Annotated in this window: 25 protein-coding genes, 1 tRNA gene, 1 other RNA gene, 1 pseudogene, 1 riboswitch and 1 other annotated feature (1 of these 30 only partly in view); of the genes and pseudogenes, 4 read left to right on the forward strand and 24 right to left on the reverse strand. The window is 43.5% G+C overall.

Translation table 11 applies throughout. From position 1 onward, the window contains the following. Nucleotides 1-95, reverse strand: a binding site (T-box leader); it reaches 147 nt to the left of the window's first position. A 315-nt stretch (nt 96-410) separates the two neighbouring features. The 3 genes from AC1ECB_RS21360 to AC1ECB_RS21370 form a co-directional block, all read right to left on the reverse strand. Further along, complete coding sequence (locus tag AC1ECB_RS21360; protein ID WP_485665677.1) at nt 411-1136, reverse strand: hypothetical protein; 726 nt, start codon at nt 1134-1136, stop codon at nt 411-413. A gap of 133 nt (nt 1137-1269) precedes the next feature. Further along, entirely contained in the window at nt 1270-1722 is a 453-nt protein-coding gene (locus tag AC1ECB_RS21365; RefSeq protein WP_485665678.1) for an ACT domain-containing protein, read from the reverse strand. 31 nt (nt 1723-1753) lie between these two features. Further along, nucleotides 1754-3058, reverse strand: a complete 1305-nt coding sequence (locus AC1ECB_RS21370) for a phenylacetate--CoA ligase family protein (protein ID WP_485665679.1) — start codon at nt 3056-3058, stop codon at nt 1754-1756. 312 nt (nt 3059-3370) lie between these two features. Here AC1ECB_RS21370 and AC1ECB_RS21375 point away from each other — a divergent pair, with 312 nt between their 5' ends. After that, nucleotides 3371-3745, forward strand: coding sequence for a methylglyoxal synthase (locus tag AC1ECB_RS21375; protein ID WP_485665680.1), 375 nt, complete (start codon nt 3371-3373; stop codon nt 3743-3745). 153 nt (nt 3746-3898) lie between these two features. Then, nucleotides 3899-4537, forward strand: a complete 639-nt coding sequence (locus AC1ECB_RS21380; RefSeq protein WP_485665681.1) for a C40 family peptidase — start codon at nt 3899-3901, stop codon at nt 4535-4537. A gap of 48 nt (nt 4538-4585) precedes the next feature. Here AC1ECB_RS21380 and AC1ECB_RS21385 read toward each other — a convergent pair whose 3' ends face one another. The 20 genes and pseudogenes from AC1ECB_RS21385 to AC1ECB_RS21480 all read right to left on the reverse strand — a co-directional run bounded on the left by AC1ECB_RS21385 (nt 4586) and on the right by AC1ECB_RS21480 (nt 24123). Continuing rightward, nucleotides 4586-5275, reverse strand: coding sequence for a hypothetical protein (locus AC1ECB_RS21385; protein ID WP_485665682.1), 690 nt, complete (start codon nt 5273-5275; stop codon nt 4586-4588). Nucleotides 5276-5451: 176 nt separating this feature from the next. Continuing rightward, nucleotides 5452-5736, reverse strand: coding sequence for a pro-sigmaK processing inhibitor BofA family protein (locus AC1ECB_RS21390; RefSeq protein WP_094604439.1), 285 nt, complete (start codon nt 5734-5736; stop codon nt 5452-5454). 48 nt (nt 5737-5784) lie between these two features. Next, on the reverse strand, nt 5785-6081 hold the full coding sequence (locus tag AC1ECB_RS21395) for a DUF2508 family protein (protein ID WP_485665683.1): 297 nt from the start codon (nt 6079-6081) through the stop codon (nt 5785-5787). A gap of 102 nt (nt 6082-6183) precedes the next feature. Further along, nucleotides 6184-6438 carry a YaaL family protein gene (locus AC1ECB_RS21400; protein ID WP_028971973.1) on the reverse strand — a complete coding sequence of 85 codons (255 nt, stop codon included), beginning with the start codon at nt 6436-6438 and terminating at the stop codon, nt 6184-6186. 53 nt (nt 6439-6491) lie between these two features. Continuing rightward, nucleotides 6492-7085, reverse strand: a complete 594-nt coding sequence (gene recR, locus AC1ECB_RS21405) for a recombination mediator RecR (protein ID WP_485665684.1) — start codon at nt 7083-7085, stop codon at nt 6492-6494. 3 nt (nt 7086-7088) lie between these two features. Then, a complete protein-coding gene (locus AC1ECB_RS21410; RefSeq protein WP_485665685.1) occupies nt 7089-7415 on the reverse strand; it encodes a YbaB/EbfC family nucleoid-associated protein in 327 nt (108 codons plus the stop codon). A gap of 22 nt (nt 7416-7437) precedes the next feature. Beyond that, complete coding sequence (gene dnaX, locus AC1ECB_RS21415) at nt 7438-9198, reverse strand: DNA polymerase III subunit gamma/tau (protein WP_485665686.1); 1761 nt, start codon at nt 9196-9198, stop codon at nt 7438-7440. Nucleotides 9199-9453: 255 nt separating this feature from the next. Beyond that, an RNA gene (gene ffs, locus AC1ECB_RS21420) (signal recognition particle sRNA small type) lies at nt 9454-9553 on the reverse strand. Nucleotides 9554-9613: 60 nt separating this feature from the next. Further along, a tRNA-Ser gene (locus AC1ECB_RS21425) sits at nt 9614-9703 on the reverse strand. 247 nt (nt 9704-9950) lie between these two features. Beyond that, nucleotides 9951-11798 carry an APC family permease gene (locus tag AC1ECB_RS21430; RefSeq protein WP_485665687.1) on the reverse strand — a complete coding sequence of 616 codons (1848 nt, stop codon included), beginning with the start codon at nt 11796-11798 and terminating at the stop codon, nt 9951-9953. A gap of 59 nt (nt 11799-11857) precedes the next feature. Beyond that, nucleotides 11858-11995: riboswitch (cyclic di-AMP (ydaO/yuaA leader) on the reverse strand. 430 nt (nt 11996-12425) lie between these two features. Then, the gene (feoB, locus tag AC1ECB_RS21435; RefSeq protein ID WP_485665688.1) at nt 12426-14801 is read right to left on the reverse strand and encodes a ferrous iron transport protein B; all 2376 of its coding nucleotides are present in this window, start codon (nt 14799-14801) and stop codon (nt 12426-12428) included. Continuing rightward, a complete protein-coding gene (locus AC1ECB_RS21440; RefSeq protein WP_485665689.1) occupies nt 14764-15039 on the reverse strand; it encodes a FeoA family protein in 276 nt (91 codons plus the stop codon). Before AC1ECB_RS21440 ends, feoB begins: the two co-directional genes overlap by 38 nt. Nucleotides 15040-15057: 18 nt before the next feature. Next, a complete protein-coding gene (locus tag AC1ECB_RS21445; protein ID WP_485665690.1) occupies nt 15058-15288 on the reverse strand; it encodes a FeoA family protein in 231 nt (76 codons plus the stop codon). Nucleotides 15289-15791: 503 nt separating this feature from the next. After that, nucleotides 15792-16145: pseudogene (locus tag AC1ECB_RS21450) on the reverse strand (response regulator); the annotation flags it as partial. Next, a complete protein-coding gene (locus tag AC1ECB_RS21455; RefSeq protein ID WP_485665691.1) occupies nt 16120-18150 on the reverse strand; it encodes an ATP-binding protein in 2031 nt (676 codons plus the stop codon). The gene AC1ECB_RS21455 and the pseudogene AC1ECB_RS21450, both read right to left, overlap by 26 nt. A 240-nt stretch (nt 18151-18390) precedes the next feature. Beyond that, the gene (locus AC1ECB_RS21460; protein WP_485665692.1) at nt 18391-21462 is read right to left on the reverse strand and encodes an efflux RND transporter permease subunit; all 3072 of its coding nucleotides are present in this window, start codon (nt 21460-21462) and stop codon (nt 18391-18393) included. Nucleotides 21463-21478: 16 nt separating this feature from the next. Beyond that, nucleotides 21479-22576: an efflux RND transporter periplasmic adaptor subunit gene (locus AC1ECB_RS21465; RefSeq protein WP_485665693.1), complete on the reverse strand. Its 1098-nt coding sequence runs from the start codon at nt 22574-22576 to the stop codon at nt 21479-21481. A gap of 152 nt (nt 22577-22728) precedes the next feature. Continuing rightward, on the reverse strand, nt 22729-23310 hold the full coding sequence (locus tag AC1ECB_RS21470; RefSeq protein WP_485665694.1) for a TetR/AcrR family transcriptional regulator: 582 nt from the start codon (nt 23308-23310) through the stop codon (nt 22729-22731). A gap of 184 nt (nt 23311-23494) precedes the next feature. Beyond that, the gene (locus AC1ECB_RS21475) at nt 23495-23875 is read right to left on the reverse strand and encodes a response regulator (protein ID WP_186451013.1); all 381 of its coding nucleotides are present in this window, start codon (nt 23873-23875) and stop codon (nt 23495-23497) included. A 125-nt stretch (nt 23876-24000) separates the two neighbouring features. Next, the gene (locus AC1ECB_RS21480; RefSeq protein ID WP_485665695.1) at nt 24001-24123 is read right to left on the reverse strand and encodes a hypothetical protein; all 123 of its coding nucleotides are present in this window, start codon (nt 24121-24123) and stop codon (nt 24001-24003) included. Between the two features lie 360 nt (nt 24124-24483). On the opposite strand from AC1ECB_RS21480, the gene AC1ECB_RS21485 reads away from it, so the two are divergent. After that, entirely contained in the window at nt 24484-24705 is a 222-nt protein-coding gene (locus AC1ECB_RS21485; protein WP_485665696.1) for a hypothetical protein, read from the forward strand. 135 nt (nt 24706-24840) lie between these two features. On the opposite strand, the gene AC1ECB_RS21490 is transcribed toward AC1ECB_RS21485, so the two are convergent. Then, nucleotides 24841-25380 carry a biotin transporter BioY gene (locus tag AC1ECB_RS21490; RefSeq protein WP_485665697.1) on the reverse strand — a complete coding sequence of 180 codons (540 nt, stop codon included), beginning with the start codon at nt 25378-25380 and terminating at the stop codon, nt 24841-24843. A 755-nt stretch (nt 25381-26135) separates the two neighbouring features. On the opposite strand from AC1ECB_RS21490, the gene AC1ECB_RS21495 reads away from it, so the two are divergent. After that, nucleotides 26136-26351 (forward strand): hypothetical protein, encoded by a 216-nt coding sequence (locus AC1ECB_RS21495; protein ID WP_485665698.1) that lies wholly within the window; start codon nt 26136-26138, stop codon nt 26349-26351. Nucleotides 26352-26460 lie beyond the last annotated feature (109 nt).

Consider the following 26460-nt stretch of genomic DNA (forward strand, 5'->3'; position numbering starts at 1 on the left):
CCTGGGCGAGTATAGCCTACCTCCGCACCGGTTCGCACCAACCACCGGCTCTCTTAAGCAGGATGTTAAGCCTTGCTCCCAATCATCGCTTTTAATTAATATGCTGTCAAATAATTATAAAAATACCCTGACAGAAAGTTTCTCTTCAAAAAGTAAGAAACTTTCCGCAGAGCCTTTTCTACTCACGGTGTAACACAGGTAAATTCCCCTATGCTCTGCGTCGCTTGGCCCAGTCCTGCCACCAGCGGAACCCTAGACGCACTTCCTTACGGCAACATGTAATTTTGTATACATTATGCCAGTACCCATGTGTTTTGTCAAGAGGTTTTTTAAGACTCTTCCAGATATTCTTCCAATTGACGCCTAGTGGGATATCCTTCCACATCTCCTTGAACAATTTGTTGTCATCCTTATTTTAGCAGCGCTCCCAGGCGATCCGCCGCCCGCTTTAGGATGCGTTCAGTCATTTCAACAGGCACCTTGCTGCCGTCTGCATCCCGCAAATCAAGCAGTATCCATACTTTTTCCCCGGTTTTGCTGCTAGTCAATGAAAAAGCCAGTCCGGCGTGGGCAATTTGATTATAATGAGCCGGAACCAGGCGCATCGCCTCTACCGGTACTTGTTCCCATCGAGTCGTGGTAGTGGATTTGCCCTTGGCATCATATTCGATTACTCTCACCGGCATGTTACAATATTTGGTATAGCTTTCCCATGCTTCCGGCACGTACAGCTGGCTATAGCCCCATTGCTGTACCTCAATAGTGAGATGACCATCAACTACCTTAGGACCGTACTCTGCAACTAGCGCTGCATACGCTTCCGGATTGCTGCTTTTAAGGAGATTTATATCAGTCTGTGTCAGTGTACCAAGCTGTTTCTCCAGTTGGCTTTCACTAAACCAGCGTATCCTGCCAAGTTTCTCTTGCCAGATAGCGGTATCCAGTAGACCTTCCAGTTTCTTGCATTCAATCTCATCCATTTTTAGATTCTGATCAATTGTGGTGTGAATGACTATAGTTTTAAATTGACTAAAAACAGTGTTCTTATCCTTCCATTCATCCTTGCGTTCCTGGGCAGCCGTCACGCTCATCATCAGTAGCAGGATAACCAGGCAGCATAGCGCCATCTTCCGCATTTCAGTTGCCTCCTTTTGGTGTAATATACCAATACTATATTATACTAAAATTCGCTGTAATTTAATAAAAGACCTGCAGTGTAACTGCAGGTCTTTAGAAGCTTATAGAATTATTTCAATATGAAACAAGCTACTACCAATAGAAGTTAGGCGTAGCGCAAGCATCATCCCTATAAGGTTCGGTTGCTTCACATCCACCACTAATTAGGCGTTCCGCCAAAGTCAAATTATCAACCTTCAACACAACGCGGGCATGTTTATCCGCTGTATTAGCGGCAAAAGCATAGATATATTCGATATTTACGCCAGCTGAGCTTAATTTGCTCACATGCTCAAACAAGCTGCCCGGCTGATCGCTTAATATAATACCAACCACCGGCGTAATTTTGACGGTAAAACCAGCACCACGCAATATATGCTGTACCTTTTCAGATTCATTAACAACAATTCTTAAGATGCCAAAGTCAGCCGTATCAGCGACCGACATCGCCCGGATATTAATTTCATGTGTATGAAGTACCCCTAATACTTCGGCCAGCTTGCCAGGCTGGTTTTCAACAAACACCGACAATTGATTAATAATCATGCTGTACCTCCCATATCTTTTATTGAATTAATTACAGCTCCCGTTTATCGATAACCCGTTTAGCTTTGCCTTCGCTCCGCTCAATGGTTTTGGGACCAACAAGACGCACGGTAGCCGATACACTAAGAACACTGGACAGTTCGCCTTTGATTTTGGCCTCCAGTTCTTCCAGCCCACGTACTTCATCAGTAAACATTTCTTCTGTCAGCTCAACCAACACAGTAAGATGATCCAAATTACCCTTACGCTCAACAATTAGTTGATAATGGGGTGATGTGTTGCCAATACCAAGCAGTACATTCTCCACTTGCGACGGGAACACATTGACACCACGAATAATCAGCATATCATCGCTACGGCCCAGTACTTTGCTCATTCGAACCAGTGTCCGGCCACAAGCACATTTTTCGCGATGCAATACCGAAAGGTCCCGGGTCCGGTAGCGAATCATCGGCATGCCTTCTTTGGTGAGGGTAGTAAGAACTAGTTCTCCCTTTTCGCCATCAGGCAGCACTTCCCCTGTAACCGGATTAATAATTTCCGGATAAAAATGGTCTTCACTGATATGCAGTCCATTTTGCACGGAGCACTCAATGGCTACACCTGGACCAATTATCTCACTTAAGCCATAGATATCCATGGCTTTAATCCCTAGTTGTGTTTCAATCGCCTGTCGCATCCGTTCTGTCCAGGGCTCAGCTCCGAATATCCCGGTTCGAAGCCCTGTTTCCCTGGGGTCGATTCCCATTTCCCGCATCGTCTCTGCAATGTAGAGAGCATAGGACGGGGTGCACGCCAGTGCAGTAGTACCAAAGTCCTTCATTAACATAATTTGTCTATTCGTATTGCCGCTGGAAATGGGAATTACTGAAGCCCCTAAGAGCTCGGCACCATAGTGAATACCCAGTCCGCCAGTAAATAAGCCATAACCATAAGCTATCTGAATACAGGACTGCTTGCTAAGTCCTGCTGCGACCAGGGAACGCGCCGCAACTTCCGACCAAATACCAATATCCCGTTTGGTGTAGCCAACAACCGTAGGCCTGCCAGTAGTCCCACTAGAAGCATGAACCCGGACAATCTCAGACATGGGAGCAGCAAACAGACCATAGGGATAATTATCGCGCATATCTTGTTTAGAAATGAATGGTAAATTTTTAATATCCTCTAAAGTAACAATATCCTCTGGCAAAAGGCCCTGTTCCTGCATCTTGGAACGATAAAACGGTTGTTGCCGATACAACCTGGTGACAATTTCTCTAAGCCGTCCAGCCTGAAGATTGCTCATTTCCTCCCGTTCCATTGTTTCTGCCGGCTTGTTCCAATATGTATTCATATCTTGACTCCTCTCTTAGATATAGAAAAACCCCCGCAAAAATTCCTTGGCAGGAACTTTCCGCTAGGGTTTTTTGTACCCACGGTGTGACCCATCCCGGGCCTTGCGCCGCTTGGACCAGACACAGAATACTGCCGGAACCCTAGGCACACTTCCACTTCTAAACTATAAGAAAATAACTTGATACCTTATATACTGTATTTCGGGGATTATATTACCAGCTAGCAATGACAAAGTCAAGGAATATTTGTCTATATACCAGCGTTTTATGGTACTATAAGACTACAGACTAATCTTTTATGAGGTGAGCCTATGAAAACCGTTGCCCTTATTGCACATGACCGTAAAAAAGAAGAAATGCTTAGCCTTGTCTTAGAAAACAGAGATGTACTTTCACAATACGACCTAATTGCAACTGCGACTACGGGAAAAATCATTAAGGAAAATGCTGAACTGGCTATTACAACCTATCTATCCGGACCACTCGGCGGCGACCAACAGATTGGTTCACGTGTTGCCTGCCAAAAAGTTGACATGGTTATCTTTTTGCGCGACCCGCTGGCAGCCCAGCCGCATGAACCAGATATTACCGCACTCCTTAGACTCTGTGATGTTCACAACATCCCGGTAGCTACCAATGCCTCCACTGCCAAACTGTTATTGCAGTCTTTACGCGCTAAAGCATAATTTCTGTACCGCCTGGACCTTTCTTGACCGTCCTTCGGACTGCTACAAGGTGAGGTCTTTTCTTTATGCCAAATTTATATTGTTTACATAATAAATAGACTGTGTTATTATTGATAGGTAATACAATAAACAACCTACGATAGGAGGGCGTCTATGAAACGCTACACTCACCACATTGCTTTTACGCTGCTTTTTGCCGTTTTTACCACGCTCTTTATCCCGGCAGTTCCTGCTCAGGCGTTTTCACTTTCAGATATTACGGGTTCCACCCAAAGCAGCGGCGGTTCCAGTAATTTATTAAACATTCTGCTGGCACTCTTACTTGGCAAGGTTCTTGGTACGTCAGATACTAGTAACTCTAGCGATATATCCTCAACGTTAGGGGCTGCAATAATCCCGAAAACTGCTGCGAGTAGTGATACAAAAGCAACTGAAATCATTAAAAATGCTCAAAAATATATGGGCGTCCCTTATGTGTGGGGTGGCACTACTCCTGCTGGCTGGGATTGTTCCGGTTATACCCAGTATGTAATGAAAGAAAGTGGTATTACCATCCCCCGGACAGCTGCCGAGCAGTTTAATAGTGGTATTGCGGTAAATAAAAACGACTTAAAAATCGGTGATTTAGTCTTTTTTACAACCTATAAGGCCGGCGCTTCCCATGTGGGCTTCTATATGGGCGATGGCAAATTTATTCACGCCAGTTCGGTTGCTAAACAAGTCACTATTAACACTTTATCGGAAGATTATTACACTGAACATTATATTGGTGCCCGAAGATATATTCAGTAATAGTCAAACAAAAACCAGCCGTGTTTGCGGCTGGTTTTTCGTCTCTTCTTACCAGAAAGTGCGTGGCATGATGCGCTCCAGCTGCCACACCGGGTTGCCCATACAGTCTGCTGACCCAATTTTTTCAGCAATTTCCGTTACGGCAGCAGTAGCTACCACCGGTACGCCGATGCGCTCGGCCGCCTCAGTTACCCCCCTGGCCCCGCGCTCAACAATATCCACAGTCGTTTCTTCTGCCATGTGGGTATTGTTAAGTACCGCATCTACCCTTCCCAGAGTTGCAACATATTCTAAAATATTGTCTACCGTGGAAGTAAACGGGCGTGACATATTAAGAACCGCAATGATTTTCAGGTAGGGATTCTCAATCGCACCTTCGATAATGTTAAAAATCCTGGCCCCATGCACGCCATAGCCAATATCCATAATGATGCTGCCTTTGCGCCGCAGTACCCAGCGCATCGAGCCTGTAATGACATTGCCCGCCTCACCCAGACCAGTAGTATCCCTTGTTTCCCAGGCTACTACGTCAATGCCCAATCCTTCCAATTCCCGTTTGATGGGTCGGAGTGTATAGCACGGCTCTACAGTATCCAGGTCAACAATGGTTACCGCCAAACCTTGCTTCTTTAAGTAAATGGCCCGGTTTACGGCATTTTCACTTTTACCGCTGGCATATTCACCTACATAGGCTTCGACTATTGGCTGCATCTGTTCTGACGCCTTTTCTGCATTCACGTAGCACATACACTCCTTGTTCATGCTGTAATTTATTTGGCTGTTGAGGGAATTAAAAAAGTGCTACCGTGCCCTTGAGAATACGGCTCTAACCGCAGAGTACACAGAGAGCGCAGAGGGGAGATGTATATCGAGAACATTCCCTCTGCGTCTCTGCGGTTCAAAAAACTTATACTTTAGTTAATAAATAGTTTAAACAAAATCAGCAAAATAACTCCCGGTATACCCAAAAAACCAGCAATAAGTGCAGTAATTGGATTAATTCCGATGGTAAAGCTGAAATAGGCTCCAATAAAATTAACCACCCAGAGCACAATTCCGCCCACCAAGCCATTATATATCAATTTGAGCACAATTCTTATCGGCATCGTCAACATCCTGCCAATAAGATAAATTAAAATGATTCCGAATGCATAGGCAATGATAACATTAAATTCTAAAGCTACTGGCAAAAATTCCATTTCTCAGTTCCTCCTCTTTAACGCAGCCCTTTCCCTCATTTTACCACGCTAAAGCGCCTGGCGTATAGTCCCAACCTCGGTAATGCCTGACATACTTATTATTCCTGGGTGTTGAATTCCCTCTTGTCGCGCCTTTTTAAGTAAATACATATACCTGCGTTCACATGCTTTAGTCAGAAATATCGCATAATCGATTAAATCATGATCAGTTACTGTTAGGTAGTATCTTTGAGCAGCAATCCAATCTAGCCGGGCCTGATCTATTATATCAGGCAGATTATCCTTACCTTTGGTACTAGATTCCTCGGTATCCCAAAATCCTAATAGCCTGCGCCATACACCCATATTTATCCCTCCAACATAATACTGTACTACTTACCTCAATATATGTTGTCCAGTTAAAAATAATGAAAAAATACCGGATAAAAATCCGGTATTTTTAGTTGACTAATCAAACGGCGAAGCCCGGAGTCCCTCGTGCCGGGCTCGTTTCAGCAGATATGTATATTTCTTTTCGGTAGCCTGAATATGATAGGCTGCATAGTCAACTAAATCTGCATCTGACACATTATTATAGTAATTTTGAGCACTAAGCCATTCATGCCTTGCTTGTTCCAATTGATCTCTCAAAGGCTGGTATTTGGTAACAGGTATGTTTTTTCGCAGCACTCTACTAAAAATTTGCATTAGCGCTGTTTTCATGTACATCTCCCCCTGTTAATGAGTATTCCCATAAACAGGCAGAATAAAACACATTACATCTCCCGGCGATTCTCCAATGCCTTCGATAATGTCACTTCATCGGCATATTCCAGGTCGCCGCCCATCGGCAAACCGTGAGCAATGCGGGTAACCTTTACTCCTAGTGGCTTTAAGAGCTTGGCTATATACATAGCCGTAGCCTCACCTTCCACATTGGGATTAGTGGCCATTATAACCTCTTGAATACCTTTACCAACCCTGCCTAACAGTTCTTTGATTTTTATATCATCCGGACCTACACCCTCAAGTGGTGATAAAGAACCGTGCAATACATGGTATAGACCTTTGAATTCACGAGTACGCTCCATGGCGGCCACATCTTTGGGGTCCTCGACTACACATACCACTGACTGATCCCGCCCCTCAGACCGGCAGATCTGGCAGGGATCAGTATCGGTTAAGTCAAAACAAACCGAACAATATCCTACCCGTTCTTTAGCCTCAACAATGGCCTGTGCCAGCGCTGCTACCTGACTTTTATCCATCTTAAGCACATGATAAGCAAGACGAGCCGCAGATTTCGGTCCAATGCCCGGTAAGCGGCGAAACTGCTCAACCAGCCTGCCAATCGGCGCAATATAACTCATGGTTTAAAGCATTCCTGGTGGCAGGTTAAGACCGCCGGTTAACTTGCCCATCTCCTGAGCCATCATATCATCCACTTTGTTTATCGCTTCATTGACAGCAGCAGCTACCAAATCCTCTAGCATTTCTACATCCTCAGGATCAACGGCAGAAGGTGCAATTTTTATCGATTGAATCTTCTTTTCACCGGTAATAACCACTTTCACTGCACCGCCCCCAGTAGATACCTCAAGGCTACGAGCTTTCAATTCCTCTTGCAACTTGCCCATTTCGGCCTGAAGCTTTTGTACTTTTTTCATCATTCCAGCCATATTTCCCATATTGCCAAACATGTTATCATCCTCCTAAAATAATTTATTCTTCTATCTTAATTACTTTGCCGCCAAACATCATTTGAGCCTGCTTGATTGCCGGATCGTTGAGTTCGGAATCAGCCAGTGCCGGCGGCAATACTGTCACTGACGGCTTAACCGTTTTGACAGCTGGCGTATCTACACCCAGTGAGCAAATCAGTCTTACTTTGTGCCCCGAGACTTGTTCCAGCGTTTTTTCTACAATGTTCCGATAATCGTCTTTCTCAGTGCGCTCTTTAGGAAAGGTCGCCGTAAAACGAACCATCGCCTGTTGGTCAGTAATCGCTGTTAAGTGGCCTTGCATGACACAAGCATGGACAGACCGCTTACCACTAGCTAACAGCTCCTTCAACATCGCTGCCCATACCTCTGACAGGTTGGCGGCATTGACAGTGGGAGCAGCCTGCTCAGGCTGAATGGGAACAGGTTGAACCGGAACAGGGCGTTTAGCAGATATCTGATGTTCTGTCTCCGGCTGCTGTCCGGGGTGTGGTTGCGAAATTCCCCTGGACTGAAGCGTCTGATTATGTGGCTGAGCAGAAGACGCTAGCGGCTGCCCTGCAGGTCGTATACTCGCTGCCGGATTAGCCGCAGCGGTTATTACCGCTGGCTGGTTAGCCAGTTTGGCCTCAAGCGCAGCAACCCGTTCAAGTAAAGCAGCTACATCACTGCCTGCCGCTCGCCGGCACAGGGTAATTAGTGCCATCTCGACAGCGATGCGCGGCTCAGCTACCCACTTAGTATCATTGGCAGCCTGGTGTAAGACTTCCAGCATATGTACCAGTTCTTGATGACTGAATTTGGCGCTCTGCATGGCAAGCACCGCTTTATCCTCACTATACACCTCAATAGTATCAATATTAGGCGCGGCTTTATACAGCATCAGGCTACGGGCATGCAGAGCCAACTCCAGCAGCAGCTGACGGATATCCTTGCCCAGTTGAATGAGTTCATCAAGCTTCAACAATATGGTATGTGCATCCCGCACGGCAATCGCATCAGTCAGCTGCCACACCCATTCGTGGCCAATCAATCCTAGCAATTGCCGCACATGCTCTGCTGTTATCATCTCATTATCATCTAAGGTGGAACACTGGTCCAAAATACTCAGAGCATCGCGCATACCACCATCCGCTTGTACAGCAATCAGCCGCAACGCTTCCGGGGCAGCCCTAAGGTCACTCTGCTTTGCTATACTGGCTAACCGCTGTTCAATCTCCTTAACACTAATCCGCCGGAAATCATAGCGTTGACAACGCGAATGTATAGTAGCAGGAATTTTATGCGGCTCAGTCGTTGCCAAAACAAAAACCACATGCCCCGGTGGTTCCTCCAAAGTTTTGAGCAGAGCGTTAAATGCCTCTGTTGTCAGCATATGCACTTCATCAATGATATACACCTTATAGCGTCCATCTACAGGCGCAAATTTAACAGTTTCCCTAAGTTCGCGGATCTCATCAATCCCCCGGTTGGAGGCGGCGTCAATCTCAAAGACATCCATTGATGTACCAGTGGTAATTTTATCACAATTGTCACAATGGTTACAAGGGCTGACAGTAGGGCCATTCTGGCAGTTGAGCGCTTTAGCCAAAATTTTGGCGGTACTGGTTTTGCCGGTTCCGCGTGGCCCGGCAAACAAATAAGCATGAGCAATTTTGCCAGTAGTAATCGCATTTTTCAAAGTAATGCTGATATGTTCCTGACCAACCAGATTGTCAAAATCCTGCGGTCGCCATTTCCGATATAAAGCTACATAGGCCATCCCTACACCACCTATCCAGGTAAAACTTCATTTATAACTCTATGCAACATATTAAAATTTGTAGGCTATAACTTATTTATTATTCCACAACGTTAAAATATTTCCCTTTTTAAAGAAAATAATTAATAATAATATTTAGCCTTTCCATCTATCTAGATAACAAAAAAGCAGCCTGCTTATTGGGCTACTTCATGCGGAAATTATGCTTTTGTCTGTCTTATTGCTACATCCTTGTTTCCCACGACGGACCACAGCAGCAACCAGGCACCCTTGCGGCACATAAGAGGGATCACTTAGCGCTGCTTCCTTCCGGACCTGACGCGGTTCATGAGTTCTTATTGCGTAAGACCCGGTACTGCTATAGCCCGTCCTGGAAAACAAAAAGCCGTAGCCGGCTTCAATTCTTAATTTAATATGGCGGAGAGAGAGGGATTCGAACCCTCGGTAGAGTTTCCCCTACACACGCTTTCCAGGCGTGCTCCTTCAACCGCTCGGACATCTCTCCAAGTGCTCTCAACAGAACATTATTATAGCTTATTTGGACATACAATGCAACCGGTAATTGTTAGCATTTTTTACAGTAATGCAGACTACATAAAATGCTACGCGAGAATACTGCTTAATTATAACCAGTACCAAGGGGCTTGTCAAGCTGCTGCCTAGCAAAACTTCAGCAGATCAACGAGTATCATAAAAGTCAATCAATGAATAGTAAAAGGGGGTTGCCTCAAAAATGAGACAACCCCCTTTTACTATTCTTTCAAGTGGTAGGGAACGGTAGTTACAATAACGTTTTCCCTCCAAATAAGGGTATTCCGCAAAAACCAGCCAGTCTGATTATGCAAGAGCCGGTGCCAGGATTTCCGCGTCTCAAACTCAGGGATAATGACTGTGATATAATCATCTGGTCCCTTTTCCCGCTCCTTCTTCTCAATAAAATGCAGGAGTGGCCGCATTAGTAACCGGTAGGGCGAACGAATAACGATTAATTCTATACCCGGATCCCACAGCTTCCACTTTTCAACAACTTTCTTTGTCGTTTCTTCATTATTAGATACATGAACAGCCAAAATATTATCACCAATCATTTTGGCATATTTAATGGTTTCATACACCACGCGCGTTGTTGTCGATACAGGTACAATAACAATATGTTTACCCTCTGGAAAAGTAGCCGCTCCCTTTTCATAGCATTCTTCCGGCAGATGTAGTTGATCGGCTATAGAGTTATAGTGGCCCCGGATGGCTGTAAAGATATAAATCATAATAGGAATAAACAACAAGATAATCCAGGCACCATAGAGAAATTTTGTTACAGTAATAATAAGAACAACCAGACCGGTAGTCGTAGCACCAATGCCATTTAGCAGCGCCCGAACCTGCCATCCTTTACCACGCTCCCGGTTCCAGTGAACGACCATGCTGGATTGAGCAATAGTAAACGAAATAAATACACCAATAGCATACAGCGAAATGAGATGCTCAGTATTTCCCCGAAACACGATAATTAACAACGCAGCCGCGACAGTTAGTAAAATAATACCATTAGAAAATGTCAACCGCTCGCCACGTGTCGCCAAATAACGGGGCATATACCCATCCTTAGCCACAATAGATAACAGCACCGGCAAGCCGTTGTAGGCCGTATTGCCTGCCAGATATAACACCAGCATTGTAGTAATTTGAATATAATAATAGGCAGCCGAACGGCCAAAAATTTCTTCTGCCAATTGCGACATAGCCGTTACCTCAGCTATCGGTAAAATGTGATAATGCATGACAAGGTAGGTAATACCCAGGAACATAAAACCCAGGGTTCCAGCCATCCAGTACGTAGTAATAGCAGCATTACGGGCTTCCGGCTTGCGGAACATGGGAACACTATCTGCAATAGCTTCTACCCCTGTCATTGAACTACAACCATTGGCAAAGGCCCTTAAAATCACAAACAACATCGCCCAATCCAGTTGCTGGCGGGCTAAGGACTCTGGTGGCAGCAGATAGGGAGCAACAGTAACGGACTTCCATATACCTATTACAATTAAAATGATGATACCAAACAAAAAAGCGTAGGTAGGTATTACGAAGGCATTGGAGGATTCCCGAACTCCGCGCAGATTAACTAGCATTAATATGGCAAAAAGAACCAGTACATCAATGATAACTTCCCGCCCCGCCAAGGCAGGAAAAGCCGAAACAATAGCTGCTGTGCCGGCCGAGACACTCACCGCAGCTGTCAGTACATAATCGGCAAAGACTGAGCCAGCTGCCACCAACGCCGGCATCTTGCCCAGATTCTTCTTGGCCACCGTATAGGCCCCGCCACCCTCAGGATTGGCTTTAGCCACCTGCACATAGGATAACACTACAATAGCCAGCAGTGACAGAATACCTATAGCCACAGGCCCCATAAACCCGTAAGCTACCAGGCTGGGAACAGCAACCAACGCAAGCATTATTTGTTCCGGACCATAGGCAACAGATGATAATGCATCTGAGGAAAAAATAGACAATGCCTTCCATTTTGGAAGTTTTTCGTGAGCCAATTCCCGGTTATGAAGTGGCTTGCCGATAAGTAATCGGCGAAGTACGCGCATCATAGTAGCGCCTCCAGTTTCATTATTCATTTTTTTAACACAAAAAAAAGACCTGTCGGTCTTTCGACCCCTGCTTTAGCCTGCGAAGTTAGCTGACGGGTAGGATGACAAGAGAAAAACATCCCTTTTACCTAATTGGCAAAATTAACCCCAAAAAGTGGTTCCTCCGCTTCCAAAATGGAACTCGGCATTATGTTATGTTTAACTAACTGTAATCATACTGCTTTTCTAATCGCACATAAAGTTCGCCTATGCTTCTTTAACGCCTGCTAGATGTCATGGCTACTCACTAAACAATATTGGATTCTTCGCTCACAGTCACGCTTTCTTTTGCGTGTTGTGGCTCGTCATTCCCCAAAAAATTCATGTTTATCGGCTATAAATAGCGACTGGACTGTCATAAAGACGGCCAAGAAAATTACACCAATATACTCTTATAAATAAAGTCCAACCACTTGTTTGAATGAAGTGGTTGGACTTTATTAATAACAATCATTTCCGCAGCTATTAGAACAATGGCATCGCGTTTTCCCCTGCAATTCCTGCCAAATAATTTTGGCTATATAGCCACCCGCAACTAAGCCGAAAATAAATACAATTATCGTATCCATCCCGCTCACGTCTTTTTCCCTAGTAGCCCAGAAGACTTCCTATTTGGTAAACTAAGAACGACATTATCCATGCCAGGGTAGTTGTATATACGGTAGCAAAAATTGGCCATTTCCAGGAATTTGATTCCCGTTTGATAACTGCTAATGCTGCCAGGCACGGTGAATAGATAAGCACAAACACCATCAGAGAATAGGCAATTAATGGGGTAAAGCTGCTATCATTGGCCAGCGCTTGCTGCAACGCAACCGACCCTTCATCGGCTTCACCTACATTATAGATAGTACCCATGGTACTAACCAAAACCTCTTTCGCGGTAAAGGCCGCAATTAAACCAATGCCTGACCGCCAATCAAAGCCCAATGGTCGAATAGCCGGCTCAATAAATTTGCCGAGCTGTCCAGCATAGCTTTGGGCTAATTTTTCCCCAGCCTCTTCTTTCTGGAAGTGTTCAATCTGCTCTTCATTTTCAGTCTTGAGTTCCAGATAACGCATGGCCCACGGATATAACTCAGTGTTAGCTGCTTGTATTTCCTGCAGCTTTGTCTCTTTAGCCGTTGTTAAAGCAACTAATTCAGGACTATCTTCTTCCACCCCTTCGACTTGCTCCTCAAACTCTTCATTAATGGTACTTATATCAGTAATTACTATCTGCAGCGGTGCATGGTCTTCTACAGCAACAATCTTCAGCGGCGCACCAACCTGCTCTGCCACTTGCTGACTAAAACCAGCTTCTGCTTGGGCGATTAACTCTTGATAGTCTTTACTATAATTAACATCACTAGGGTAATTGACCATAAACCAGACCAAAATCGAAACTGCCAGAATAATGGTACCTGCTTTTTTCAAATAGAGCACACTGCGTTCCCACATATGCATGCAAATGGATTGCAATGTAGGTACACGATAAGGAGGCAACTCCATAACGAAGGGTTCTGGCTCGCCTTTGAATAATACGCTGCGAAAAACACGCGCCATAATTACAGCCAAAAATATCCCTAATACGTAAACGGAAAATAACACCGTACCTGCCATACTTTCACTAAAGAAAGCAGCAATCAACAAAGTATATACCGGTAATCTTGCACTGCAACTCATTAGTGGTGTTACCAGAATAGTCACTAGCCGGTCTCGTGGATTCTCTAAGCTCCGGGTACCCATAATGGCAGGCACACTACAGCCAAAACCCAATAATAGCGGAATAAACGATTTACCATGTAGTCCTACAGAGTGCATAACTTTATCCATAATAAAGGCCGCTCTAGCCATATAACCGCTATCTTCCAAAACGGCAATTCCTAAAAACAATAACAATATATTAGGCAAAAATACAATGACGCCGCCAACACCGCCGATGATGCCATCGACAACCAATGACTTGAGATCACCTGCCGGCATATAGAGGCCTGCATAGGCGCCAATGGCCGCTACGCCCTCTTCAAGCCACTCCTGCGGATAAGCTCCGATAGTAAATACCATATTAAATAATAGCCACATAAGTCCTAGGAATACAGGCAAACCTAACAGCCGGTTGGTAAGTACCCTGTCAACCTTGTCAGAAGTCGTTAACCAGCCATCCCGTTTGGAAACAATAACATCCTGACATAGTGAGCCTACAAACTGATACCGTAAATTAGCAATCGCCAGTTCAGGATCAGTCTCAAAGGTAGCCTGCAGGCTCTCTCTAGCAGCAGCGACAACAGTAGTCACCCGCGCTCCCCCGGGCAATGCTTGCACCGTATTTCGGATCTCCGGGTCGTTCTCTAACAGCTTTATCGCCAACCACCGCAGCGGAAAGTGCAAATTATGCCGTTCTTCTGCTAACAAGGCACTGATTTCTGCAATTTTTCCTTCCACCGCATCACCGTAGTTAATAATAAAAGGTTTTTGTGCCTTTTCCTCAGCTACCTTTACAGTCGCTGCTAACAACTCATCGATACCGTTGTGGCGATTGCCAACAGTCCGAACTACCGCTACCCCCAGTTTCCGGGATAATACTTGCTCGTCAATTTTGGTGCCCATATCCTCAGCGACATCAGTCATATTAAGAGCTACTACCATGGGTCGTTCCAGTTCTAAAAGCTGCACCGCCAAATATAAATTGCGCTCCAAATTGCTGGCATCCAGAATGTCCACAATGACATCCGGCTTATCCTTAATGATAAAATTACGTGCCACAAGTTCATCTACTGAATGGGCTGTTAAGCTATAGGTGCCTGGTAAATCAACTATTAATAATTCTTTATCCCGATACCGCCGAAACCCTTCTCTTTTTTCAACCGTAACCCCCGGATAATTACCCACATGTTGCCTAGCACCGGTAATACTATTGAAAATAGTTGTTTTACCAGAATTGGGATTACCGGCCAAGGCAATACTGACTTTGGTATTTGCCACTATAAAGACCTCCTTCATCCCGCCCTTGCTTCACATTTATGGCAGAAGCCAATAGATTGTTTAACATAATCCGGCTGCCCCGGACTTTGACAATAATAGATTCATTACTACGACTTAGTATGCCAACCGGCGTCCCTGGTGTAAAACCCAAATCAGTAAGTCTTGCCCTTACTTCCTTGGAGCCGCCCAGAGCGGTTACTATCATCAATTGTCCTTGATCAATACTCTGAATTTGCATAACCACCCCTCCTTTGCGTTATTTCATTTTAATTTCAATATTCTGGGCCTCTACTTTTCGCAAGGAGAGATTAAAGCCCATGACCTTAACCTCCATAGGATCACCTAGTGGTGCATATTTTTGAACTTCAATCTTTGACCCCAGAACAACTCCCATATCAATAATGCGGCGTTGGATAGGACCATTACCATGAATTTTAGCTATTGTACCTTTTTCCCCCGGCAATAACTGACTTAATAATTTGACCATTTTCTTTCTTCCCCCTTGTTGTAGCTTTTAATATTATCCTATAAGTATTACTGATATTAGTAACCATTCTCTTTTTTGTTTTAAAAAAATTTTCCTTACTGCGCATTTACTTTCTTAACAAGTTCAAACTCAACCTCTTTCAAACCAGCAAAATTGCGGAAGTAAGCCGTGTAGTCCAGTGTATAGCAAACAATTCGCACTTCACCGCCTGAGGCAACAAGTTCCTCAATTATTATCTCATAGGTCGGTGCCGCCTTATTATTAAGCACATTCCCACACGTAAAATCAAATATTATCGCCGTTGTCTGACTTACCCTCATATTCTTGATAGCCTTATCCATATCAACATAATCAGCTTGAGTAAATTCGCGCAATAACGTAATTCTTACTTCACCCTCCTGGTTTTCGATAGAAAATGCCATCTGGGCTGTAAGCGGTTTTATTTCAAACGAATTCATGACCGTAAGATCAGGCAGAGATTCCTTCTGTCCACTTGTTGTTGCTCCTAATAACTCGGTAATAATAGATAGTAGTTTATCTTCAGTAAAGGGTTTTAAAATATAGCCTTTTGCCCCATTTTGCAAGGCATCAAACACTTTATGTTTCTGTCCAAGGGCACTCACCATAACAACCCTGGCCTGTGGATCAAATGTATTAATCTGCCTCAAAGCATCAATGCCATCCATTTCCGGCATAGTTATATCCATGGTAACCAAGTCGGGACGATACTTTTTATATGCGGCAACTGCTTGATTGCCGTTAGCTGCTTCATCCACCACATGTCCGGCTTTCACTAAAAATGTTCCAATGGCTTTACGCATCATTAATGCGTCATCCACAACTAATACACGCGCCATTTTCCTGCGCCACCTCCTTTATACTCATCCTATACTCAGAGTTTATGAGTGGCAAAACAAAAGTAAATTTCGTACCTTTGCCAACCACAGTCATAATTTCAATATGTCCGCCAAGTTTTTCAATTTCTTGCTTCACCGCAGCCAGTCCTACCCCCCGTCCAGACAATTCATTGGCACTATCAACACTGGAGAAACCTTCTGCAAAAATCAACTGAATAACCTCTTCTTCTGTCAAATCAGCTATTGTACGTTCACTACATAACCCCTTGGCGATGGCCAGTCTTCTTATAACGTTGCCATCAATTCCTCTTCCATCGTCGGCGATAGTAATCAGCAGATTTGCACCATGTTCCTCTATGTGGCATCTAATCTGACCCTGTGTCTGTTTACCGGCTTCCAGCCGTTCATCCGGCGTTTCCAGTCCATGCGCAACTGCATTACGAAAAACATGTACAAGTGCTTTAGCAAAATCATGATATTTTTCAGGATCTACTAACGTCCTAGTGCCGGTAATCGACAACGAGCTAATTTCTTTACCTTGACTTAACGCCAAATCAGCTATGTATTCAGGAAACATGTTAATCAAATCACTAAAAGGCTTGTAACGCAAGTGCCGCAAATCCTCAATAAGGGGTCTGGCTTGGCAAGGGGTAAGCAGACGCCGAATCTTATTCTCCAATTGGCGCAGCTTGCAGCTTTCTACAACGATTGTCTCATCTTGGCACAGGAACTGGCTACCCAGTACTTTTCTCAATGGCTCTAACTCTTGTTCTAACCAGTCATATAGTATATCAGGTTGATAGTCCACAAAACACGCCATTACAGCAGTAGGTGCAAGATTACCCTTTGTTCCATCTCGTAATTTTCCTAAAGCAGACTCCAATTCATGTAGTTTTTCGGCCACACGTTGCAAGCCCAATTGAGCAAAAGTGCCTTTCCAAGTATGAACCGTACGAAAAATTTCACTAATTTTTTCAATCTCTGCCTCTTGCGAAGACAAAAGTTCTGGCAGCTCTTGACGACAAAATACTTTGTAGTCCACCTTGGCTTTAGTAAATTCTTGTTGGTGGATCACCGCCCTCACCACCAAAGACAAAGTATCTCTTTCCTCTTGAATCTTTTCTTCCATTTCTCGCTTCTGAGTAACATCAGTTAGTATCAATAATATCTCTTTGCGTGCCAGGTCTACAGGGTGGTGAATCAATTTATATGTGATTTGAGCATAACTGCCAGCAATCTCTACTTCTTCAGGCAATAACGACAGATAATTGTCCCTGAGAAAAGCATCTTCTTCTTGAAAAACTTTTCCGAATAACGCTGTCAAAAAGGCCTGTTGTTCTGTATCGTGCGGATATAATAATGCGGGAATAAACTCATGTCGTATCTCCTGATTAAAAATCATAACACACTCGGCACTGTACTCGCCAGCAACCTTTAGATCTTCACCAAAAGAAAGAAAACCCTGCCCGGCATTATCCATTAAATTACGCAATTTATCAACTGCCTCTTTTAATTCTTGAGTCCGCCCCTGCAACTGACCTTGAACGAGCAATTGCGCAGCATTCACTTCTTCCAATACTTTTTTCTGTGCTTTAATTTCAGACTTGGATTGGGCAAGATCGACTACGCGCTGCCGCAACTCCAACTCATTCACTTTAATCCTATGTACCATCCAGTTCATGTCCCGCATCAAATCAACTAATTCATTTTCGTCACCATCATTGCCGCGTTCATTTGGCACAGTTAATATTACATCATAATGGCCAATTTTTACCTGTTGGCAAAATTCTTTCATTTTCTGTATCTGATTAGCAAATAGCCACTGTCTGATAATATCTGGGCTAAACAATCCTGCAAGAATGGTCACCATTAATACAATTGCTATTGTATTATAAAACTCCCGGTGCAGGCTTAGTCCTGTTTGATCTCCCGCGATAAGCATAGCCACAATAGGAAGCATACCAAACACTACCGCAATAATAAGCAGCCTGGTTTTAATAATCACTCTGTTTTCACACCCTCATCATTGCGTTAACCCGCTTGACCACTCTGTATCAATAGCTCTAAAGCTACAACTATTTGCCCGTTAACTCATAATGAATATCATTCTCATTTGTAATGTTTGTATTATTACACTCATTTACATTTTTGTCAAGCATCTTTTTCCACAATTTACTCCCACCCTCAAAAAAGCATCCTGTACACCTATAGGTGTGCGCAGGATGCTTTTCCGTAGAAAAACTTGCTAGACTCTTCTAAATACCCTTCTCAAAGTAAATTTACCGTTTTTAATATCGTCAAACAAGGTATACACAACAGGTACCACAACCAACGTAAGAATAGTTGAAGTCACCAAACCGCCGATGATGGCATGAGCCATAGGCGCACGTGCTTCGGCACCAGGTCCGATACCTAAGGCCAGCGGAATCATACCGACAATCATAGCAGCCGTCGTCATAATGATAGGACGCATCCGCTTGGTCGCAGCCTCTACTAATGCCTGGTTGCGTTCTACGCCTTGGGCGCGACGCTGTTTGGCAAAGTCAACCAGCAAAATGGCGTTCTTGGTTACCAAACCCATTAGCATAATAATGCCAATCAAAGACATTACGCTGAGTTCACTCCCCATCACTAACAGGCCAATTATTGCGCCAATAATCGCCAGCGGCAAAGCCAGCATAATAGCAAAAGGGTCAAGATAGCTCTCAAACTGGGCAGCCAATACGAAGAAGATAAACAGTACTGCCATTGTTAGTGCCACGACCATGCTGCTGAAAGCATCATTCATGGACTTGGTTTGGCCGGTAGTAACAAATTGATAACCCTCCGGCATGGCTACAGCAGCCACTTTTTTCTTGAATGCGGTGTTGAATTCTCCCAGCGTAATCCCGCTAAGGTTGGCTGAAATGGTGATTTGCTGCTGGTTATCATAGCGCTTAATCTGGGCCGGGCTGGTAGCATACACCGTGTCTGTTACCTGATCAAGCGGCACCATTATGGCTTGTCCGCTTTTGCCCTGGGCACTGCCAGACAAATACACATCCTTGACATCTGCCAGGCTCCGGCGCTTATCCGGATCTAAAATTACCCGTACATCATAGGCGTCTTCACCCTCTTTGTACTGGGTAACAACCTTACCGTTAAACATTGTTTGCAGCGTATCGGCAATACTTGCTGTCGAGATTCCCAAATCTGCCGCCCGATCATGCTTAACTACAAGCTGCGCATCAGGGTTGCCAGCTTCATAACTTGACGATACTTCAACAGCACCAGGTATACTGGCAACAACTTGTTCTACCTGTTCAGCAATTTCTGCCAGAGTTTCCAGCGAGATTCCCTGGACAACCAGTGATACTGGCTTGCCATTTGTCATAGCTGCTTTTTTGGATACACTAATTTCCGCACCAGTCATATCGCTAAATTTTTGGCGAAGCTCTTTGATAATAGCCGAGTCACTACGGTCACGCTGACCCTTGGGTGTAAGTTCTGCCAAAATTGTTATATCTTTGCTATTGGCTACACTGTAGGTCAGCCTGACTTCCGGCAGACCGCGAATGATTTGAACCATCCTATCTGCCATATCTCCCACAGCGTTTACACTCATGCCGGGGTCAACAACAGCCGTTACGGTAATCTCCTCATTATCGGCATCAGGAATAAAGGTTGACCCCAGTAGTGGCAAAAGCATCAAACTCCCCAAAAACAGGGCAGCCGCTACCAATAGAACTTTGCGGCGCTGCCTCAGGGCCTGACGCAAAAATTGCCCATATTTAGCGGTTAACTTATCAAACTTGTCATTCCATGTAAGCCAGGCCCTGGCTAGCTTACTGTTACCTTTGATTTCAGCATAATCCAGATATTTGGCCGACAGCATAGGAGTAAGTGTAAATGCAACAAACAAAGATACCAACACACTGGCCGCCACTGTAATGCCAAACTCTTTAAAGAACTGGCCAACAGTGCCGTTCATCATGCCTACCGGCACGAAGACAGCGACAAGGGTAAAGGTCGTTGCCATAACGGCAAGACCAATCTCTGCAGTTCCATCTAGTGCGGCAGTTACCTTATCTTTACCCATTTCCAAATGGCGCACAATATTTTCGATAACAACAATGGCATCATCAATCAACAAGCCAACCGCCAGCGATAAGGCCAGCAGCGACATGGTGTTGAGCGTGAAATTCAATGCCTTCATTACCATAAAGGAAGCAATAACAGAAACTGGAATCGCTATTCCACTGATGAGGGTACTTCGCCAGTTGCCTAAGAACAAAAATACAATCGCAACCGCTAAGATACCACCAACGACAAGGTTAAATTCAACATCCTGTACTGACTCTTTAATTGTTTTCGAATTATCGCGAACTACCACCAAATCAATTCCTGGCGGCAATTCCTTTTTAATACTTTCCAATTGTTTTTTGACATTATCCACTACTTGTACAGTATTGCTGCCAGACTGCTTCATAATATCAATACCGAGCGCCGGCTTGTCATTAAGCTTAGTAACTGTTGCCAGCTCTTCGGTCGTATCTTCAATGGTCGCAATATTTTTTACATACAATGGCACACCGCCACGCTGTCCAACAGCAATGTCCAGAAACTGGCTGGTATCTTTAATACTGCCTACTGCCCGGAGGTCAGTTTTGCGCTGGCCATCAGAAACTTTACCACCAGGAGAATCAATATTCTCATTACGCAGGCTGCTCAGAACCTCCGATATAGTTAGACTATAGGCAGACATCTGATTGCTATCTAACTGGATTTGAATCTCCCGGTCCAGGCCACCCTTTACTTCAACAGAGGCAACCCCATTGACTGCCTTAAGCCGTTTGGTAATTATATCTTCGGCTAGCACTGTCAATTCTCGCCGCGTTACATCACCGGTTATGGCAATCGATAGTATCGGTATGTCGGTTGGATCAAAACGGGAAATGAGCGGCGTTTTAGCATCGTCTGGCAAATTTGCCTGTACCCCGCCCAATTTATCGCGTACATTTTGCGCAGCAGCATCGGCGTTTGTTTCCATGGTAAATTGAATAACTGTTGTCGAAACACCCTCACTTACCGTTGATGTTACATGCTCGACACCAGCAACCTCACTAACTGCTTCTTCTATCTTTTGCGTAACCTTTGATTCTACTTGTTCCGGGGCTGCGCCGGGATATTGAACAATCACAGCAACAACCGGCAATTCCACGCTGGGGTATTGATCCACAGCCAAGGACATATAGCTAACCAAGCCTACCACTACCAGCGCCAAAATTATCACCGTAGCAAAGACCGGGCGCTTTATGCTAATCTCTGTAAGCTTCATGTCTTGTTCCCCTAATCTATGAGGCTACGCGTACTGCGTCACCATCTTTAATGCGGTTGGTACTTGTCACAATGACCTGAGTTCCGGTTTGTAAACCGGACTTAACTACAACGGTATTACCTGTTACCTCGCCAATCTCAATTTGCCGGCGAACAGCCTTACCGTTTTCAACAGTAAACACATAGTACAAGCCCTGCTTTTGCACAACAGCTGACTGTGGAACCGTCTGCACCGCTACACGCTCACCTGTTAGCAGTGCTACTTTGGCAAACATACCCGGCTTTAAGCTGGCACTATCATTATCAATTTTAATCTTGGTCCTAAACATCCGGCTGCTTGAACCTGCTTCCGGATTCACAACCTCAACTGTGCCGGTAAAAATTGTATCAGGGTAAGTATCTACCGTAATATTAGCCTGTTGACCGACTTTAACACGGCCCAACTCTTTTTGTTCGACATTGATTACAGCATATACCTGATTGATGTCTTGCACCACCATAAGTGCAACGCCAGGAGAAACTACTTGCCCAATGGTGGCATTTTTATTAGCAACCACCCCATCCACCGGCGCGCTGATTATGCCATAACCATATTGCTGCTCAGCACTGCTTTGGTTAGCTGTTGCGCTTGAGACATCAGCTTCTGCCGTTTTTAATTTGGCTCTAACATTATCTAACTGCTGTTCCGAGATAGCGCCTTTATCAAAAAGCCGCTGATAGCGATTGTAATCATTCAGCGCCAACTCATAGTTAATCTGGGCCTTCTTTACCGCATCACCAGCCTGCCGGGCTGAGTTTGCCAGCTCCACGGCTTCTAACTTAACCAAAGGATCGCCTGCTTTAACGGCTTGCCCCTCCTCTACCAGAACTTGCTCAATCCGGCCCGCAATTTTGGCACTCACCGTTGCCGAGGTCGCTCCTTCAATTGAGCTATTAAACGTAAGACTTGGTACAATATCTTCATTCCCGATTGTAGCAACTTTCACACTAAGCACGCTGTCAATAACTTTATCATCAGCTTTGCCAAAGGCAAATACGCCACTGCGGACAACTAAGGTAATACCAATTACTATAATTACCGGAATTATCCAGTACTTCGGGTTCCACCTCTTCATCAAATAAACCTCCATTCAAATTTGGACCACTAGCACAATGGGCATACCTACCAGTCGGTATGTCGTGGTTTAAAAATTTTAGCGCTTCTTGTTCTGCGCCAAGTGTATATGCAGCGTGCTAAAATTTTTTCAGGTGGATAGTATGTTGCATCTTATATAGTTAGCAATAGCCACACATTCTCCATCATTCGGTTACGCATTTCCAGGGACTGAAAGAAACGCCCCAGTGATAGTTGTCCATTGACTGTAGCTATGATAATCGCTGCCACAGCATAGCTGTCAAGACCACGCTTCAGTTCTCCCTGCTCCATAGCTGCCTCAATTTTCTTGGCAAAGGCTGCACATACTGTTAGGCGCCCTTGTTCCATTCGCGCTTGAATATCAGGGAATTTACTCATTATCTCAATAACGAAATGAGCACAGTCAACACGGCAATCCCCTTCCACCCCCAGCAGATCCTTAGCATATCGCTCCAGCGTTTTTTCCACTAACAGCGCATTTAGTACTTCCCGAATACCATTTTTAGCAGTCAATAACTCCATATATTTTTCCTCAAGCCGGTCAAGTAAATAGTGCATTCCTACCTGCAGCAAAGCATCTTTGCTCGAAAAATAATGATAGATCCCCCCCTTAGTAATGCTAACCTCTTTGGCAACATCAATAAGAGAAACCGATTTATAGCCTCGCATGACAAACAAACGCAAAGCCGCAATGATAATATTTTCTTTCGTCATGTCATTCCTACCCCTTGCCTCAAACATACCTACCAGTCAGTATGTTGCTATTATCACTCGACTTTACTCTTTTGTCAATGAAAATCCTATTTTGCTACCATAGGCTCACCCACTTAAGACGTAAACCCTTCCGGATTCGGTTAATCGCACCAATACCAGATAATGATAAGTCTTGGAGTTCATCTTACTTTTTATCTATTTTCAAACTACGCCAAAGCGCGTCAAGAAATTTTTGTCGCGAAAATGGTTTTACGACAAACCCATCAACACCAAAACCGATGGCTATGCGTACTGTGTAAGCATCATTATTCGAACTACATATGATGATCTTGGATGCAGGAGACAACAGTTTAATGTCCTTCAACGCCTCCAGTCCATCCTTTTTAGGCATAACAACATCTAAAGTGATAAGATCATACTTCCTATCTGGTGGCAGCTTCTTGATTTTATTAATTGCATCAAATCCATCAACAGCTTCATCAATCATGGTTATACCCATCTCATGTAAATGGGAGATAATGAATTCCCGGCTGACTTTTGAATCGTCAACAACCAATGCGCGCACTGCTGTCACCCCCTTCTTCCAAAGTACTATGTATAGTATAGGGTGTACTTATAAAAACTTCAAGACAATTATGCCGTTGAAAAATCACCTACCCGCACCGCAGATAAGCGACCTGTCAAAGCTCACTACACAATCATTAAAAATACATACATAATACTGGCAAAAGCTACTATACTTCCTTTAAGTGGCCAAGCCCGCTTCTCCATCTTGCCTATTTGCGATTTAGATGCTTCCTGTTCTGCTACCATTATAATCACTCCCATTTATATTTAATTAATATTTAGTGTCAAATAACATCAATTATAGTATACCATGCCTTTTCTTATTAGGAAAATTTGTTACTCAAAAAAATACCCAGCAACAAATTGTCACCGGGATAGATCGTTTATAATAGGGGAGAATCTATTCTCAATAGAAGGCTGCTGCCCTTCTATGAATTGTAGTCCAAAGCACTTGAAATGATATTTTAATTATAAACACTAATTTTTAGAATTTGCTTAGAAAATACAGGTAATGGCCCGGCAATGGTTACCCAATTAATTACCAAGTATTGACATAATATAAAAAACAGAATATAATGAAAATAGAAATAAAGGAGGATGGTTAATATGCTCAAAGATTATCCTGCTACTCAATTATTTCTTATATCATCAGTAATTTTATTAGCTATGGTCTTACTCACTCCGTTGGTGCGCGAATGGCACATTTGTGCTGCAATACTAGACAGCCTAAAATTTATCGTAAAAGTGATTTGTGGGTTATTCTTGCTCGGTACAGTAATTGATGTAATAGATGCTCTACATTATCATAACCACAAACATAGTCACTAAATAATTTAACTAAAATATAAAGCCCTGGTTTCCGTAAAGTAAAATATACCCTATAGCGTAGACAATGAAACAAGTCTACCCTATAGGGTATTTTTCCTCCGCCGGACGCTAACGTTTTAACCCTCGAACTCTTTGTTAATGGGGTAATCGTTTGTTTATCGCTACCCCTATGATAGTCGCTACAAAAACCTTAAATAAATCTCCCGGTATAAATGGAAGTGCGCCTGCCATAAATGCCTTCTCCACTCCCATACCAGTAATAAAACTCAGCCACAATATACCAAAAAGATAAACAATAATTATACCCCCTATACTATTTGCCAAAGCTAAGCACCAGATAGTATTCCTGTGTCTTCTTAACAAAGCAATAACAACGACACCTACCAAGAAACCGAAATAATATCCACCTCTCGGACCAAAAACAACTCCAATTCCACCAGCAAATCCCGAAAAAACCGGTATGCCCGCGGCACCAATTAAAATGAATGTCAGAACGCTAAATAATGCTTGTCGCACCGTTAGTATACTTCCCGCCAGCATTATTCCCAAACTCTGCCCTGAAACAGGAACCGGACTGAAGGGTAGTGGTATAGAAACAAATCCTAATACTGCCGTTAAAGCTGCAAAAAGAGCTGCATAAATAAAATCTGTTAGATTACCTTTTGTATTCATCATAACCCTCCGCATATTATATTTTTTTAAACTATACATTTTCAAGTAAACCTAAACAAATTATACGACTACCTTAAAAATTTTGTCAACCAATCCAAATTCTATCGTTAACCAATAAATTAACACACTACTCGCAACACACAATTTTCATCGAAAACTATTTTCAATACCCAGCAATTGCTGGGTATTGAAAATAGTCGCCCATCCGAAGATAGACGACTACAGCACAACCAATATAAACGGGCCACACTTCAAATTAGTTGTGAATTTTACTACAAATAACTGTATAATAGATTGAGCCTAAAAAATCCCCCTATTCAAGGGTTTAGGTAGTACAATTATCTCCCAATTCCGGGAACAAGAGAATAAATAAACTAATAACCAAAACGATAAACCAAAGTTCTCTATTCGTACCCCAAAACATTTAAAATCCCCCTTTGTCGATGTAATCTATTTTATACTATTCGTAAGTTGGCAATCATGTTACCGTAGCTTCAAATTACGAAAGTCGATATTGCTTTCCTTAGAGAAGTTACTGCCAAAACGAAAAACCCTGAAGGATACGGTGTCCACAATAGCCAGGGATGAGCTAATTGAAATATATGTGATGCTATTGCTGCCCCTATAGACCCTGACGCCGCTATAGCTGATAACTAGTATAGCCAAAAAATCTTAATAACTTTTACCTTTATATAGAGTAATCAAAAGCTCAAATACTCCTTTTTTATGCTAAAATAGATCAAAGGAGCTGATTTTCGGTGAAAATAAAATTAAACAAGGAAATTGTTTCTCAACTATTTGGCGAATTGGATTTTGCATTCACTCATTCAAAAAAAAGTCGCGATGAAATTTTAAGAGAATTAATATCACAAAATCCTGAAATCATTTATTCATCAGAAGATTGGCTGCCCCTTAGCCAAGAAACTAAAAACAGCATCATAGCTCGAATTAAGAACTCGCTTAACACTCCGTGAGTTTGACCTTAGTAGTTTTTTCTAGGGCCTTTTTTAGGTCCTTACCAGTACACTTGTTCTTCGAAAAACCAAATATTTTATTAATATTTGCATCAGATAAATAGGTAAA

The organism is Sporomusa sp. 246TCP1, from assembly GCF_057319775.1.

Coding starts and splice junctions, on each gene's coding strand:
- AC1ECB_RS21360 (WP_485665677.1), bottom strand. CDS start 1,136: ATGCGGAAGATGGCGCTATGCTGCCTGGTTATCCTGCTACTGATGATG.
- AC1ECB_RS21365 (WP_485665678.1), bottom strand. CDS start 1,722: ATGATTATTAATCAATTGTCGGTGTTTGTTGAAAACCAGCCTGGCAAG.
- AC1ECB_RS21370 (WP_485665679.1), bottom strand. CDS start 3,058: ATGAATACATATTGGAACAAGCCGGCAGAAACAATGGAACGGGAGGAA.
- AC1ECB_RS21375 (WP_485665680.1), top strand. CDS start 3,371: ATGAAAACCGTTGCCCTTATTGCACATGACCGTAAAAAAGAAGAAATG.
- AC1ECB_RS21380 (WP_485665681.1), top strand. CDS start 3,899: ATGAAACGCTACACTCACCACATTGCTTTTACGCTGCTTTTTGCCGTT.
- AC1ECB_RS21390 (WP_094604439.1), bottom strand. CDS start 5,736: ATGGAATTTTTGCCAGTAGCTTTAGAATTTAATGTTATCATTGCCTAT.
- AC1ECB_RS21395 (WP_485665683.1), bottom strand. CDS start 6,081: ATGGGTGTATGGCGCAGGCTATTAGGATTTTGGGATACCGAGGAATCT.
- AC1ECB_RS21400 (WP_028971973.1), bottom strand. CDS start 6,438: ATGAAAACAGCGCTAATGCAAATTTTTAGTAGAGTGCTGCGAAAAAAC.
- recR (WP_485665684.1), bottom strand. CDS start 7,085: ATGAGTTATATTGCGCCGATTGGCAGGCTGGTTGAGCAGTTTCGCCGC.
- AC1ECB_RS21410 (WP_485665685.1), bottom strand. CDS start 7,415: ATGTTTGGCAATATGGGAAATATGGCTGGAATGATGAAAAAAGTACAA.
- dnaX (WP_485665686.1), bottom strand. CDS start 9,198: ATGGCCTATGTAGCTTTATATCGGAAATGGCGACCGCAGGATTTTGAC.
- AC1ECB_RS21430 (WP_485665687.1), bottom strand. CDS start 11,798: ATGATGCGCGTACTTCGCCGATTACTTATCGGCAAGCCACTTCATAAC.
- AC1ECB_RS21440 (WP_485665689.1), bottom strand. CDS start 15,039: ATGCAAATTCAGAGTATTGATCAAGGACAATTGATGATAGTAACCGCT.
- AC1ECB_RS21445 (WP_485665690.1), bottom strand. CDS start 15,288: ATGGTCAAATTATTAAGTCAGTTATTGCCGGGGGAAAAAGGTACAATA.
- AC1ECB_RS21460 (WP_485665692.1), bottom strand. CDS start 21,462: ATGAAGCTTACAGAGATTAGCATAAAGCGCCCGGTCTTTGCTACGGTG.
- AC1ECB_RS21465 (WP_485665693.1), bottom strand. CDS start 22,576: ATGAAGAGGTGGAACCCGAAGTACTGGATAATTCCGGTAATTATAGTA.
- AC1ECB_RS21470 (WP_485665694.1), bottom strand. CDS start 23,310: ATGACGAAAGAAAATATTATCATTGCGGCTTTGCGTTTGTTTGTCATG.
- AC1ECB_RS21480 (WP_485665695.1), bottom strand. CDS start 24,123: ATGGTAGCAGAACAGGAAGCATCTAAATCGCAAATAGGCAAGATGGAG.
- AC1ECB_RS21485 (WP_485665696.1), top strand. CDS start 24,484: ATGCTCAAAGATTATCCTGCTACTCAATTATTTCTTATATCATCAGTA.
- AC1ECB_RS21490 (WP_485665697.1), bottom strand. CDS start 25,380: ATGATGAATACAAAAGGTAATCTAACAGATTTTATTTATGCAGCTCTT.